This is a genomic window from Serratia sp. B501, from assembly GCF_051172315.1.
GTDB lineage: Bacteria > Pseudomonadota > Gammaproteobacteria > Enterobacterales > Enterobacteriaceae > Serratia > Serratia ureilytica.
On the sequence record NZ_JBPIZB010000001.1, the window covers coordinates 1,183,410 to 1,197,175 of the forward strand.

The 13,766-nt window shown below is 62.1% G+C and carries 10 protein-coding genes; all 10 read right to left on the reverse strand.

Features of this window, described 5'->3' with window-relative positions; genetic code table 11:
* Positions 1-188: 188 nt before the first annotated feature.
* The 10 genes from narI to ACSBQV_RS05910 all read right to left on the reverse strand — a co-directional run bounded on the left by narI (position 189) and on the right by ACSBQV_RS05910 (position 13,713).
* A complete protein-coding gene (narI, locus tag ACSBQV_RS05865) occupies positions 189-866 on the reverse strand; it encodes a respiratory nitrate reductase subunit gamma (protein ID WP_019452883.1) in 678 nt (225 codons plus the stop codon).
* Positions 867-868: 2 nt separating this feature from the next.
* Positions 869-1,591 carry a nitrate reductase molybdenum cofactor assembly chaperone gene (gene narJ / locus ACSBQV_RS05870; RefSeq protein WP_033650904.1) on the reverse strand — a complete coding sequence of 241 codons (723 nt, stop codon included), beginning with the start codon at positions 1,589-1,591 and terminating at the stop codon, positions 869-871.
* Positions 1,588-3,132 (reverse strand): nitrate reductase subunit beta, encoded by a 1,545-nt coding sequence (gene narH / locus ACSBQV_RS05875; protein WP_099785945.1) that lies wholly within the window; start codon positions 3,130-3,132, stop codon positions 1,588-1,590. Before narH ends, narJ begins: the two co-directional genes overlap by 4 nt.
* On the reverse strand, positions 3,129-6,890 hold the full coding sequence (locus ACSBQV_RS05880; RefSeq protein WP_434991425.1) for a nitrate reductase subunit alpha: 3,762 nt from the start codon (positions 6,888-6,890) through the stop codon (positions 3,129-3,131). The genes narH and ACSBQV_RS05880 overlap by 4 nt, the downstream gene beginning before the upstream one ends.
* Before the next feature lie 279 nt (positions 6,891-7,169).
* On the reverse strand, positions 7,170-8,072 hold the full coding sequence (locus ACSBQV_RS05885) for a glycosyltransferase family 2 protein (protein ID WP_099785947.1): 903 nt from the start codon (positions 8,070-8,072) through the stop codon (positions 7,170-7,172).
* Positions 8,073-8,117: 45 nt separating this feature from the next.
* The gene (locus ACSBQV_RS05890) at positions 8,118-9,104 is read right to left on the reverse strand and encodes a glycosyltransferase family 2 protein (RefSeq protein ID WP_099785949.1); all 987 of its coding nucleotides are present in this window, start codon (positions 9,102-9,104) and stop codon (positions 8,118-8,120) included.
* 12 nt (positions 9,105-9,116) lie between these two features.
* The gene (locus ACSBQV_RS05895; protein ID WP_099785951.1) at positions 9,117-11,000 is read right to left on the reverse strand and encodes a carbohydrate-binding protein CenC; all 1,884 of its coding nucleotides are present in this window, start codon (positions 10,998-11,000) and stop codon (positions 9,117-9,119) included.
* Entirely contained in the window at positions 10,997-11,740 is a 744-nt protein-coding gene (locus ACSBQV_RS05900; RefSeq protein ID WP_033643433.1) for a glycosyltransferase family 2 protein, read from the reverse strand. Before ACSBQV_RS05900 ends, ACSBQV_RS05895 begins: the two co-directional genes overlap by 4 nt.
* A 10-nt stretch (positions 11,741-11,750) precedes the next feature.
* Positions 11,751-12,806 (reverse strand): glycosyltransferase family 4 protein, encoded by a 1,056-nt coding sequence (locus ACSBQV_RS05905; protein ID WP_099785953.1) that lies wholly within the window; start codon positions 12,804-12,806, stop codon positions 11,751-11,753.
* A 1-nt stretch (position 12,807) separates the two neighbouring features.
* A complete protein-coding gene (locus ACSBQV_RS05910) occupies positions 12,808-13,713 on the reverse strand; it encodes a glycosyltransferase family 2 protein (RefSeq protein WP_033643435.1) in 906 nt (301 codons plus the stop codon).
* Positions 13,714-13,766 lie beyond the last annotated feature (53 nt).

Below are 13,766 nucleotides of genomic sequence, written 5' to 3' on the forward strand. Positions count from 1 at the left end.
CCCAAAATGCCTTTCATCAAGGCGGTATCTCTTGTTATCGGCTACCACAGGCCGACGTCCGTCGGCGGAAGCATAAACGTAACATAACTGAGATAGTGAGTTTACGACAAGGCGACGAGAATGGGCAGACGGCGGGAGAATTATCGGAATAGCGCCGCCGCTGGCGATCGGCGGCGGCGGGGTCAGGCTCAGCGGCGGTTGCGCACCAGCTGGTAACGGCGGGTCAGGTACTCTACCGGCGCACTCCAGATATGCACCAGGCGGCAGAACGGGAACAGCACGAACAGCGTCATGCCCAGCACCATATGCAGCTTGAAGATCAGCGCCACGCCTTCCAGGTGCGCAGAAGCGCCGGCGTGGAAGGTCACGACCGCCTGCGCCCAGGCCACCAGCTTCATCATTTCGCTGCCGTCCATATGCTGGGCGGAGAACGGAATGGTCAGCAACCCCAGGCACACCTGCACCACCAACAACGTCAGGATCATGATGTCGGCGAAGCTGCTGGTGGCGCGCACCCGCGGGTTGGTCAACCGGCGCTTCAGCAGCAGCGCGCCGCCGATCAGCGTCATCAGGCCGCAGGCGCCGCCGGCGATCATCGCCAGCTTCTGCTTCACGTCGATCGGCAGGAAGGCCTCATACATCCAGTGCGGCGTCAGCATGCCGAGGAAGTGGCCCGCGAAGATGCCGATAATGCCGATGTGGAACAGGTTGGACGCCAGCCGCATACCCTTTTTATCCAGCATCTGGCTGGAGCCGGCGCGCCAGCTGTACTGCCCGTAGTCGTAGCGCAGCCAGCTGCCGATCAGGAACACCGCGCCGGCCAGATAAGGGTAGATGTCGAAGAAGAACTGATTCAAAAATTGCATGATTAGCGTCCTTTGGTTCCGGTTAACGCATCCGTCAGGTCCAGATACTGTGGCGCCACCGCGCCGGCGAAGCGCCGCTGGTGCGCCGTCTGCTGGGCGGAGGCGCAGCCCTGCTCGCCGAGAAATTTGACCTGCTCCTCTTCCCATACCGCATCCAGCGCCTGCGGCGTATCGTCGCGCGCCTCTTGCGCCACCTGCGTCTTCAGCGCCTGCGCCTGCGCATCGCTGCCGGACAGCGCCAACAGCAGATCGAACAGCACCGCGTACGGGCTTTCGCGCTGCTGCAAGCGCGCGCCCAGCAGCGCCAGGATCGGCGCAATGTCCTGCAGCCCTTCCCGCGCCTGTGCCGCGCTGCGGCTGGCCAGATACTCCAGGTACAGCGGCAGGAAATCAGGCAGCTCGCGGCTGTCGATCTCCAGCCCGGCGGCGCGGTACTGCGCCATCAGGTCAACCATCGCCTGGCCGCGATCGCGCGACTCGCCGTGCACGTGCTCAAACAGCAGCAGCGAGGTGGCGCGGCCGCGATCGAACAGCTCGCAATAGTCGGCCTGCGCGTCCAGCAACGGGCGCGCGCACAGGCGGCGGATAAACAGAATCAGCAGCGCGCTGTGGTGCAGATCCAGCTCGCTGGCCGGTTCCAGCGCTTCAATCAGCGCCTGCTGATGGTCAAACAGCGCCTGCTCCGGGTAATCCAGCAGGCGGGCGATCACTTTCAGACTGATCATGAGGCATCCTCCGGCCGCGCGGTTTTCGCGGTCACGTCAATGGCATCGATACGACGGCTGTTGAACAAATTGAACTTGCCGTCGCTGCCGTGGCAGCCGTCGCCGAAGCTGAAACCGCAGCCTTTGCTTTCTGGGAAGGCTTCGCGCGCCAGCTCGCGGTGGCTCGACGGCACCACGAAGCGATCTTCATAGTTGGCGATCGCCAGGTAGCGATACATCTCCTGCGCCTGCGCTTCGCTCAGACCGACCTGCTCCAGTGCGCTGATGTCCACCACGCCGTCGACGGTTTCCGCCCGTTTGTAGTGGCGCATCGCCAGCATGCGTTTCAGCGCCAACAGCACCGGCTCGGTATCGCCGGCGGTCAACAGGTTCGCCAGATACTGCACCGGGATGCGCAGGCTCTCGACGTCCGGCAATACGCCGCTGTGCGCCAGCTCGCCGGCGTCGGCGGCCGATTGAATCGGTGACAACGGCGGCACGTACCACACCATCGGCAACGTGCGGTATTCCGGGTGCAGCGGCAGCGCCAGCTTCCAGTCCATCGCCATTTTGTACACCGGCGACTGCTGAGCGGCTTCGATTACGCCCTGCGGCACGCCGTCCGCCAGCGCCTGAGCAATCACCTTCGGGTCATGCGGATCGAGGAAGATATCGAGCTGGCTCTGGTACAGATCCTTGTCGCTTTCCACCGCCGCCGCCTGCTCGATGCGATCGGCGTCGTACAGCAGCACGCCGAGGTAGCGGATGCGGCCGACGCAGGTTTCCGAACAGACCGTCGGCTGCCCGGCTTCGATGCGCGGGTAGCAGAAGATGCACTTCTCGGACTTGCCGCTCTTCCAGTTGAAGTAGATTTTCTTGTACGGGCAACCGGTCAGACACATGCGCCAACCGCGACACTTGTCCTGGTCGATCAGCACGATGCCGTCTTCACCGCGCTTGTAGATCGCCCCGCTCGGGCAGGTGGCGACGCAGGCCGGGTTGAGGCAGTGCTCGCACAGGCGCGGCAAATACATCATGAAGGTGTTTTCGAACTGGCCGTACATCGCCTTCTGCAGGTTGTCGAAGTTCTTGTCCTGCGAACGTTTTTCGAACTCTCCGCCGAGGATCTCTTCCCAGTTCGGGCCGTTTTCGATCTTGTTCATGCGCCGGCCGGTGATCACCGAGCGCGGGCGTGCCACCGGCTGGTGTTTGCCCGGTTTGGCGGTGTGCAGGTGCTGGTAGTCGTAATCGAACGGCTCGTAGTAGTCATCCAGCGCCGGCACGTCCGGGTTGGCGAAGATTTTCGCCAGCACGCCGACGCGGCTGCCCATGCGCGGCTCCAGTTTGCCGTTGATTTTACGGATCCAGCCGCCCTTCCATTTTTCCTGATCTTCCCAGGCGTGCGGATACCCGACGCCGGGCTTGCTTTCCACGTTGTTGAACCAGGCGTATTCCATCCCCTCGCGGCTGGTCCAGACGTTCTTGCAGGTGACCGAACAGGTGTGGCAACCGATGCACTTGTCCAGATTCAGCACCATGCCGACTTGCGAACGAATTTTCATTTGTTGTTCTCCTGCTGACTGCCCTGCGCGTAGTCGTTGCCTTCATCGTCCAACCAATCAATACGGTTCATCTTGCGCACCACCACGAACTCGTCGCGGTTGGAGCCGACGGTGCCGTAGTAGTTGAAGCCGTAGGCCAGCTGCGCATAGCCGCCGATCATGTGGGTCGGTTTCGGGCAAGCGCGGGTCACCGAGTTATGGATGCCGCCGCGTTGGCGTGTGATCTCCGAGCCGGGCAGATTCACGATGCGCTCCTGCGCGTGGTACATCATGGTCATCCCCGCCGGGATACGCTGGCTGACCACCGCGCGCGCCGTCAGCGCGCCGTTGGCGTTGAAGGCCTCGATCCAGTCGTTGTCCGCGATGCCCAGATCTTTGGCGTCGTCTTCGCTCAGCCAGACGATCGGGCCGCCGCGCGACAGCGTCAGCATAAGCAGGTTGTCGCTGTAGGTGGAGTGAATGCCCCACTTCTGGTGCGGCGTCAGGAAATTCAGCGCCTTCTCCTTGTTGCCGTTCGGTTTGCTGTTGAGCAGCGGCTGCGCGGCGCGGGTGTCGATCGGCGGCCTATACGCCAGCAGGCTTTCGCCGAAGGCGCGCATCCACTCGTGATCCTGATACAGCTGCTGACGGCCGCTGAGGGTGCGCCACGGGATCAGCTCATGCACGTTGGTGTAGCAGGCGTTATAGGAGACGTGCTCGTCTTCCAGGCCGGACCAGGTTGGGCTGGAGATGATTTTGCGCGGCTGCGCCTGAATGTCGCGGAAGCGAATTTTCTCGTCTTCCTTGTTCAGCGCCAGATGCCGGTGATCGCGGCCGGTGACGTTGCTCAGCGCTTCCCAGGCTTTCACCGCCACCTGGCCGTTGGTTTCCGGCGCCAGCGACAGGATCACTTCCGCCGCGTCTATCGCGCTCTCGATCTTCGGCCGCCCCGCCGCCGGGCCATCGGCCTTGACGTAGTTAAGCTGCTTGAGGAAATCGACCTCGGTCTGGGTGTTCCAGCTGATGCCCTTGCCGCCGTTGCCCAGTTTGTCCATCAACGGCCCCAAGGAGGTAAAGCGCTCGTAGGTGGCCGGATAATCGCGCTCCACCGCGATGATGTGCGGCGCGGTTTTGCCGGGGATCAGTTCGCACTCGCCTTTCTTCCAGTCCTGCACGCCGTAAGGCTGCGCCAGCTCGGCGGCGGAGTCGTGCTGAATAGGCAAGGTCACCACGTCGGTTTCCTGGCCCAGATGGCCGACGCACACCTCGGAGAAGGCTTTGGCGATGCCCTTGTAGATTTCCCAGTCGCTCTTCGAATCCCAGGCCGGATCGACCGCCGCCGACAGCGGATGAATGAACGGATGCATGTCGGAGGTGTTCATGTCGTCTTTTTCGTACCAGGTGGCGGTCGGCAGCACCACGTCGGAATACAGGCAGGTGCTCGACATGCGGAAATCGAGCGTCACCACCAGATCCAGTTTGCCTTCGCCGCCCTGCTCGCGCCATTCCACTTCCTGCGGCTTCACGCCGCCCTGCTGGCCGAGATCTTTGCCCTGGATGCCGTTCTCGGTGCCCAACAGGTATTTGAGCATGTATTCATGGCCCTTGCCGGAAGAGCCCAGCAGGTTGGAGCGCCAGACGAACAGGTTGCGCGGGAAGTTCTGCGGATTGTCCGGCTGCTCGGCGGCAAAGCCCAGCGCACCGCTCTTCAGGCTGTCGACGGTGAACTCAACCGGCGACTGGCCGGCGGCACGGGCCTGCTCCGCCAGGCGCAACGGGTTAGCGCCCAGCTGCGGCGCCGACGGCAGCCAGCCCATGCGCTCGGCGCGCACGTTAAAGTCGATCAGGCTGCCGCCGAAGCGCGACTTGTCCGCCAGCGGCGACAGCAGCTCATCGGCGCCGACGGTTTCATAGCGCCATTGGCTGGAATGGTTGTAGAAGAACGAGGTGCTGTTCATATGGCGCGGCGGGCGCTGCCAGTCGAGGCCGAACGCCAGCGGCAGCCAGCCGGTTTGCGGCCGCAGTTTTTCCTGGCCGACATAGTGCGCCCAGCCGCCGCCGCTCTGGCCGACGCAACCGCAGAAGATCAGCATATTGATCAGGCCGCGGTAGGTCATGTCCATGTGATACCAGTGGTTGACGCCGGCGCCGACGATGATCATCGAACGGCCGTGGGTCTTCTCGGCGTTTTCCGCGAACTCGCGGGCAATGCGGATGATATTGTGGCGCGACACGCCGGTGATCTGCTCGGCCCAGGCCGGGCTGTAAGCCTTGACCTCGTCATAGTCGGCGGCGCAGTTGGCGTCGCCCAGCCCGCGATCCAGGCCGTAGTTGGCCAGCGTCAGGTCATACACGCTGGTCACCAGCGCTTCGCTGCCGTCCGCCAGCCGCAGGCGTTTCACCGGCAGCTTGTGCAGCAGGATCTCGTCCAGCGCTACGCTGTTGAAATGCTCGCTGTCGGCACCGCCGAAGTACGGGAAGCCCACCTCGGCAACGTCGTCATGCATGCCCAGCAGACTGAGCTGCAGCTCAACCTCCTGTTGCGACTTGCCTTCGCGCTGCTCCAGGTTCCACTTGCCCTTCTCGCCCCAGCGGAAACCGATGGAGCCCTGCGGCGCCACCAGCTCGCCGCTGCGGCTGTCGATAGCGACGGTTTTCCACTCGGGATTGTTTTCCTGGCCCAGTCCGTCCACCAGATCGGCGGCGCGCAGCAGGCGGCCGGCGGCGTAGTGGCCGCCTTCACGCGGCTCCAGCAGCACCAGCATCGGCATGTCGGTATAGCGGCGCACGTAGTCGCGGAAGTAGCCGACTTCGCGGTCGAGATGGAACTCTTTCAGCATCACATGGCCCATCGCCAGCGCCATCGCGCTGTCGGTGCCCTGCTTCGGATTCAGCCAGTGGTCGCACAGCTTGGCGACTTCGGCGTAGTCCGGCGTCACCGCCACGGTTTTGGTGCCCTTGTAGCGCACTTCGGTAAAGAAGTGGGCGTCCGGGGTGCGCGTCTGCGGCACGTTGGAGCCCCAGGCGATGATGTAGGAGGAGTTGTACCAGTCGGCGGACTCCGGCACGTCGGTCTGCTCGCCCCAGGTCATCGGCGAAGCCGGCGGCAAATCGCAATACCAGTCGTAGAAGCTCAGGCAGGCGCCGCCGATCAGCGACAGGTAACGGGCGCCGGCGGCGTAGGACACCATCGACATCGCCGGGATCGGCGAGAAGCCGATAATGCGGTCAGGGCCGAAGGTTTTGGCGGTATAGACGTTGGCGGCGGCGATCAGTTCATTGACCTCTTGCCAGCTTGAGCGGACGAAACCGCCACGGCCGCGCGCCACCTTGTAGCTTTTGGCTTTTTCCGCATCGCCGACGATCGATCCCCAGGCCTCGACCGGATCGCTGTGCTGCGCTTTCGCCTCGCGCCACAGTTTGAGCAGCCGCTTGCGCATCAGCGGGTATTTCAACCGGTTGGCGCTGTACAGGTACCAGGAGTAGCTGGCGCCGCGCGGGCAGCCGCGCGGCTCATGGTTGGGCAGATCGGGGCGGGTGCGCGGATAGTCGGTTTGCTGGGTTTCCCAGGTCACCAGACCATTCTTCACGTAGATCTTCCAACTGCAGGAACCGGTGCAGTTCACGCCATGGGTGGAACGCACCACTTTGTCATGCTGCCAACGGCTGCGATAGCCGTCTTCCCAGTCGCGGTTGGTGTTCAAGGTCTGGCCATGATCGCCAGAAAAAGGCTCCGCCAACTGCTTGAAATAGCGGAAACGGTCTAAAAATTTGCTCATCCGGAATGCTCCTGAAGGCTCTTGTCGTTATAAGAAGACATGCTCAATCTGCCGCCAGCCTACTGACGGCCAACCGGCGGCAGATTGATTGCGATCAAGAGAAAGCGGCGGGCGACGCGTGCGCCGGGCGGGAAATACCACCAAAGTATAGGGGTGAGAAATAGAATTAATTGTTTGAATTAAAATGAATAAATCAGAATATCAATATGAAGGCGAACGGGTGGGAGGCAAGACGGGGTATTTGGGGGTAGGACGCGGGGGAAAACCCCGCGTCGGGTTTCAGAAAGGGACGCCGCGGAAGAAGACGTTGCGCAGAATGTTCTTCATGTAAACGCCGGCCATCACCCCGCTGTTGACGTAGATGATGCCCTTCATGCCGTGCAGCACGCCGCCGAGGCGGCTTCGGCTGTCGGTGATGATGCGCGACGTGATGCAGGTGTGGCGCAGCCGCATCACCTTGCGCGCCCGCGGCGAAATCTGCGGCATCAACCGGCGCTCGAACCGCATTTTGTTGTGATAGCCGATGATGCCTTTCGGGCTGGAGGTAATACGCTCACCGTCGTGATCGTTATGCACCGCCAGGCGCTCGTGCAACGTGCCGATGCGCATGCCCGCCGCCAGCAGGCGATAAATGAAGATATGATCCTGATAACGCGGGGTATTGAAGAACCCGCGCACCGCGATCGCTGCCTCGCGGCGCAGCATGATCATCGGCGTGTAAGCGACGCCGGCCAGCATGAAGTCCTCCAGCCCGTCGCAGCGGGCGCGGTAATAGCGCTCGGCGCTGATTTGGCCGTCCTGCAGAATATCCATATCGCACAGGCTGACGGGGTAATCGCCGCGCTGCATAAAGGCCAGCTGACGGGCGATCTTCTCCGGATGGTAATAATCGTCGTCGTCCAGAAAAGTGAGGTATTCCCCGGTGGCGTGCAGGATGCCGCTGTTGCGCGCCCGCGCCCCGCCGCCGTTGCGCGCGCGCGGGCAATAGACGATCTGCCCGGCGGCAATATAGCCGGCCAGCCGTTCGCGGGTGGCCTGGCGCTGCGGATGGTTCGGCGGATTATCGTCCACCACCACGATCTCCACCGGCTGATGGGTTTGCGCCAGGACGCTGTCGATGGCGCGCGCCAGCAGTTCGCTGCGGCCATAGGTCGGAATAATGACGCTGACTTTGATACTCATAATGGGCTTCCACACGGGTTTATCGTCGTTCGGGCACGGTCAGATTCACCCGAAACGGTTGTAGAGACTGGCCATCAGGTAGTAGACCAGCGGACTGCGGTAGAACAGGCGGTTCTTGCGGCTCAGCATTTGCCGCTCCTCCGCCCGCAGCCGGGCATAGCGCCGTTTCAGCTCGGCGGTTTCCCGCAGCGCGTCGCGCAGGCCGAAGAAGTCCAGCCCGACCAGCAGGCGCGCCTTCAGCGTGGTGACGAACAGCACCGAGTGGAATCCCTTCCCCCCCTCGCGGCGACGCCCGCTGTCAGCGCGCTCGATGGCGTAATCGAGATCGTCCAAATCCCGCCGCTTCGGCGCGCGCGTGATGCCGTTGGGGTTAGCGCGGTATCCTACCAACGGCGTGTCGCACACCACGATGCGGTTCGCTTTCAGATACAGCTGCGGGATCAGCTGGATATCCTCGAAGTTGCGCCCCGCCGGAAACGCGGCGTCGTTGAACAGCGAACGGTGATAAATCCGCGCCCAGGCGTACCACAGGCTGCGGTTAAAACTGTCCGCCAGCAGCGCCATATGCGGCTCGCGTTCCTGTGGCGCGGCGTTGCCGGGCACGATCGCCATCAGGCCATCCGGTTCTATCTTGCCGTTTTTGAGCCGCGAGAAGCGCTGGGCGTTGAACGCCACGATTTCCACCTGCGGGTTATCCGCCAGCAGGCGCCCCAAAATGCTGAAATAGCCCGGCAGCAGCACGTCGTCGGAGTCCAGAAAACCGAGATATTCGCCTTCGGCATGGGCGATCCCGGCGTTGCGCGCGGCGCTCAACCCCTGGTTTTCCTGGCGCAGGATGCTGACCTGCGTTTTCAACGCCGGATAACGGCACAGCACCTCTTGCGCGACGGCGATGGAGCCGTCCGGGCTGCCGTCATCGACGAGGATCACTTCCGCCCAGTCGGGCAATTGACTCAGCACCGAGTCCAGGCACGCTTCGATGTAGGCTTCCACCTTATACACCGGGACGATCAGGCTTAGCGTGATAGTCATGAACGGGTATCCTTATTGATTGCTAGTGTCTCGTTGCACCCACAGCGCGCTGCTGCCCACCGCGGGCAATTTGGCGTCGATCTGCGGCTGCCCCTGCCAGCGCCAGCCGGGCGGCAAGTCAAAACGGGCGGCCATCGGCCGATAGTACGGGTTGGCGATCAGCACCAGGCCGCGCTCGCCGTCGATAAACAGCCGCGCCGGTACGGCGGTGTTGTTGCCGGACAGCGTCGCACTTTCGCCCGAGAGCAGGTACGGCGTGAAGCTGTCGATCTGTTGCGCCACGCGGGCAACCCCTTGCCAGATACCGTCGAATTCCTGTTGGTTGAAATCATCGCTGCGGCGCTTGTAGAACAGGTCGGTATAGGAGTAGAACAGCAGCCCTTTGACGCCGCCGATCAGCCCCAGCCAGGCCTGGTTGCGGATCTCCGCTTCGCTCGGCTGGCGCGGCTTGCGGTGCGGCTCATAGGCGGCGTGATCCATGATCTGCATCACCAGCCAGGCGCCCTTCGCCTGACGCGCCACCTGCACCGTCAGGCGCGAGTATTCCAGCGTGCGCGTCATGTCGGCATCGCGTCCGACCGGATAAGGATCGCTGGCCAACACGTCGGAACTGTTGAAATAGGCGTTGAGCGCGCCGGTCTGATTCAGCGCCTGAAAGGTCAGATGGTCAGGGTCTTGTTGCTTCACCTGCAGATGCATCTGCTCTATCTGCGGCGCGTACTTCGGCGCCAGCTCATCGTTGATGTACCAGGCGAGCAGGTTCGGCTGAGTTTTAAACTTCTCCACATAAGACGCCGTCAACTGCGGGTAGCTCAGGCGCGTTTTCGGCGCAGAGTCGAGGCCGGGGTAGAAATCCTTCAGCGAGAAAATCACCTGCAGCCCGTACTGCTGCGTTTTGCGGAAATAGGCGTACGGGTCGCGCCCTGCGCCGTAGTTGTAATTCAGCACGGTGTTGAAACCGGCGTCGCGGATGCGCGCCAGATGCTCATCGGTCGCCATGTTGCCGTACATGTAGATGCCCAGCGGAAAGAAGCGCTTGCCCTGCCGCAGCGTATAGCCCTGCTCGTCCAACGCCACTTTCGGCGGCGCCTCGCCGATGCTGACCGGCATTTCGCTGCTCCGGCTGTGCTTCGACGCCACGTCCGTCACCTGCTGCTGCAGGCGGTACTCGCCGGCGGCCAGGTTGGCCGGCAGCGAGAACTCTACGCGCTGACGCTCAGCGACATGGTAGCGGCGGCTCTCCTGCCGCACCGCGGTGCGTTGGCTATCGAGCAGCGTACTTTCCACCTGCACTTCCTGAGGCTGCTGCACTTCGATCAGGCTGGAGGCCGATTGCCCGCCGGCTCGCATCTGATACAACGCCGGCGCCGTCGGCTGGCTGCAAACGTAGGCATCGTCGAACCAGGCGTTGCCGGTCGTGCCCATGCGCATATACAGCCCCAGTACGGTGGTGGTGGCCTCTGCCGGCACGGTGAAACTGCCTTCCACCGGCTGCCAACCGCTGCTGCCCAGCAGGCCTTGCGGGTAGCTGCCGGCCAGGTGGCGCCCCTTGGCGTCATAGCTTTCGACGTACACCCCGGCGCCCGGCTGATCGCCTTTGCCGCGCAGGTTATCGCCGCGCACCCACACGCCGAACGCGATCGTCTGGCCCGCTTTCACCTGCAGCGTTTGCAGCATCTGGTGATACTCCGCCGGGTCAGGATTGCTGTAGTACAGGCTGGCGCGGCCGCTGCGGCCGCCGGAGACCACCTTGGCCGGCGGCAGCGACCAGCCCGTCTGTCCCTGCTCAAAGCCGGGGTTGGTCAGCAGATTGGTCTCGCAGCCCGCCGCCCCGGCCTGAGCCGCCAGCCCGCATCCGATCAGCACGCAGGCTGCGTTCAAGATTTTGCTGGTCATTGTCTTTTCATCACCGCGCTGTACAGATAGGAGAAGAACAGGTAGCAGGATTTTTGATAAGAGAGCCCCAGATGACGACGGTAGATCTGCCACTGCCAGTCCGCCGCGCGGATCTTGTTGCCGGACAGCGAATTGGCGGACAGCCGGTAAAACGCCAGCGGCTCCGGAATGCAGTACGCCAGGCGATTGCGCGCACGCTCCAGAATAGACAGCCACATCACGTAGTCTTCATGCCCGACCTTGCGCTGGTAGACCTTGCCGACCCGGCGCTGGTTGTACATGCCGGTCAGGTTGCCGATCCAGTTGCTTTTCAACATGTCGCGGTAGGCGATGATCTCCCCGGCGCCGCGGTAATTTTTCACCTGCGCCAGGTCATTCTCGAAGGTGTAATAGTGCGAGCAGACCACGTCGTAACGCTGGGTTTTAAGGATGCCGACCTGGCGGGCCAGCTTATTCGGGTGCCAAACATCGTCGCTGTCGCAAAACGCGATGTAGTCGCCGCGCGCCGCCTCGATGGCGATGTTGCGCGTTTCGGCCACCCCCTGATTGGCGTTGTTGCGGATGTAGGTCAGCCGATCGTGAATGAACGGCTTGACCACCTCAGCGGTGTTGTCGGTGGAGGCGTCGTCAATCACATACAGGTGATAGTCCTGATAAGTTTGATTCAATACGCCAAGGATCGACTCGCGGATAAAACCGGCGGCGTTATAAGCCGGCATAATGACGGACACTTTTTCCATGATGATTACCTCAGACGATAAGCTCTTGCCACTGGGGGTAAATACGTTCAGGCACAAACCGCTGCGCCTTTTCCAACGCACGGTGGGAGAAGCGGCGACGCAGTTCGTCGTCGCCGATCAGCGCCAGGACGCGCTGACTGAAGGTGTCGACGTCGCCGTCCGCCACCAGATAACCGTTTTCGCGATCGTCGATCAGCTCCGCCGGGCCGGTCAGACAGTCGAAAGCCACCAGCGGCAGGCCGAAGCTCATGGCTTCGATCAGCACCATCGGCAGGCCTTCGTAGCGAGAGGTCATCAGCAACAGGCTCGCCTGCCGGTAATGCCCGGCGATATCCGCGGTGGCCGGCAGCAGCTGCACCCGGTCGTCGAGCCCGTAATCGGCGATCTGCCGTTGCAACGCCGCCCGATCCGGGCCATCGCCGACGATGTGCAGCCGCCACTCCGGCGCCTGCTGCGCCACCTGCCGCCAGGCGGCGATCAGCCGGTCGAAGCCTTTCTGGTGGCACAGTCGGCCGACCGCCAGCGCCACCGGCTGTTGCTGTTCCGGATGCGGCGCCCGCAGCGGAAACGGCGACACGTTCTCAATCACCCGACATTTGCGGGCGGGCACCCAGCGGCCGATATTCGCCAGATCTTTTTGCGTCAGCAGCACGGTGCGATCGCCCAGCCGGTAGATCAGCACCTTCAGCCACTTCATCGGCCACGGATACTGGTGGAAACTGACATGTTCACTCAGCACCAAGCGGCTGCCGGGACACAACAGCCGCAGGTAAGGCACCATGATCACCGAGAGTTTCCCCATCGAGACGGTGATGATGGCGTCATAGCGGCCGCGGCGTAAGAACAGCGCCAGGCGCCACGGCCAGAGCAGCGTCTTGCCGCGCATGAAGCGCAGCGTCACCGCCGGCTCCAACGGATAGAACGCCCGATCCCCGCAGATGGATATCAGTTCGACCTGGTGGCCGAAGCGGGTGGTCAGCGCATTGGCCAGGCTGCTGGCCACCCGTTCGGTGCCGCCTTTGCCGCCGATGTCTTCGATTACAATTGCGATTTTCCGCGGTTGCATGTCACCTCCGTAATCCCTCGCGGGCCGTGCGCAGCAGCCTCCCCCCCAATGGAAACAGTCCCAGCCTGGCCAGACAGTCGCCATACAGCTTGATCGCCTTGAATTTGCCGCTCAGGGTGTGGCGCTCCATGCGCGATGAGTAGTAGTTGAAAGCCTGCAGATCTTCGCTGTACAGCGAAGCCAGCAGGTGTTTACAGGCAAAGCCGCTGATATAACGGCCGCTGGCCTGCAGATAGGTATCGATAAAGCGTTCGCTGGCGTCGATGTTCAATCGGCAGCGGTTCAGATCCTCGTCGCCGCAGCGGATGAACACCCCACCGCCCTGATCGTGAACCACCCGGGCGCCCAGGTTGGTGGCGTTGACCAAAAACCCCCAGTCCTGGTAACGGGCCAAAAACTCCGGAAATAAAAACCGCCGGTCTTGTTTCTTGCGCACGCTGATGGTCGAGGTGCGAATATCTCCCATCTCGATAAATAAGAAATCTTCCCCGGCCACGCCCTCTTGATAATTAAACACGTAGCTGCGCACATTCTTGTCGTTGACCGTGGTGTAATTGCCGAACACGATATCGATCCGCGTGTCCTCATGCCGTCTCAAGCGCCGGATGATATAATTGGTGCCAAACATATCTTCCGGTTCCAGAAAAAAAACCACCTCAGAACGCGCCAGGCGAAAACCGATATTGCAGGCGACGGCGATATTGCCGCGCACCCGGCTTTCATGCAGCCTGGCGCGATGATTCGCCGCCAACAGTCCGTGTATTTTTTCCGACTCACCGGCTTCCGATGAATAATCGACCACGATAATTTCATAATCAAAACCGGCGCAATAATGGGTCATGCGCGCCAGCGTGGCGGCGAGATGGTTTGAATTATTAAAAGCGGGAATAACAATTGATAAGTCCATTTAATACCTCAAAAGCTATTATCAACTGGCGAGTGCAGCCTGATGCCAGAGAA

What these genes read in the sequence shown, in the direction of transcription:
- narI (WP_019452883.1), bottom strand. Translation starts at nt 866, where the DNA reads ATGCAATTTTTGAATCAGTTCTTCTTCGACATCTACCCTTATCTGGCC.
- narJ (WP_033650904.1), bottom strand. Translation starts at nt 1,591, where the DNA reads ATGATCAGTCTGAAAGTGATCGCCCGCCTGCTGGATTACCCGGAGCAG.
- narH (WP_099785945.1), bottom strand. Translation starts at nt 3,132, where the DNA reads ATGAAAATTCGTTCGCAAGTCGGCATGGTGCTGAATCTGGACAAGTGC.
- ACSBQV_RS05880 (WP_434991425.1), bottom strand. Translation starts at nt 6,890, where the DNA reads ATGAGCAAATTTTTAGACCGTTTCCGCTATTTCAAGCAGTTGGCGGAG.
- ACSBQV_RS05885 (WP_099785947.1), bottom strand. Translation starts at nt 8,072, where the DNA reads ATGAGTATCAAAGTCAGCGTCATTATTCCGACCTATGGCCGCAGCGAA.
- ACSBQV_RS05890 (WP_099785949.1), bottom strand. Translation starts at nt 9,104, where the DNA reads ATGACTATCACGCTAAGCCTGATCGTCCCGGTGTATAAGGTGGAAGCC.
- ACSBQV_RS05895 (WP_099785951.1), bottom strand. Translation starts at nt 11,000, where the DNA reads ATGACCAGCAAAATCTTGAACGCAGCCTGCGTGCTGATCGGATGCGGG.
- ACSBQV_RS05900 (WP_033643433.1), bottom strand. Translation starts at nt 11,740, where the DNA reads ATGGAAAAAGTGTCCGTCATTATGCCGGCTTATAACGCCGCCGGTTTT.
- ACSBQV_RS05905 (WP_099785953.1), bottom strand. Translation starts at nt 12,806, where the DNA reads ATGCAACCGCGGAAAATCGCAATTGTAATCGAAGACATCGGCGGCAAA.
- ACSBQV_RS05910 (WP_033643435.1), bottom strand. Translation starts at nt 13,713, where the DNA reads ATGGACTTATCAATTGTTATTCCCGCTTTTAATAATTCAAACCATCTC.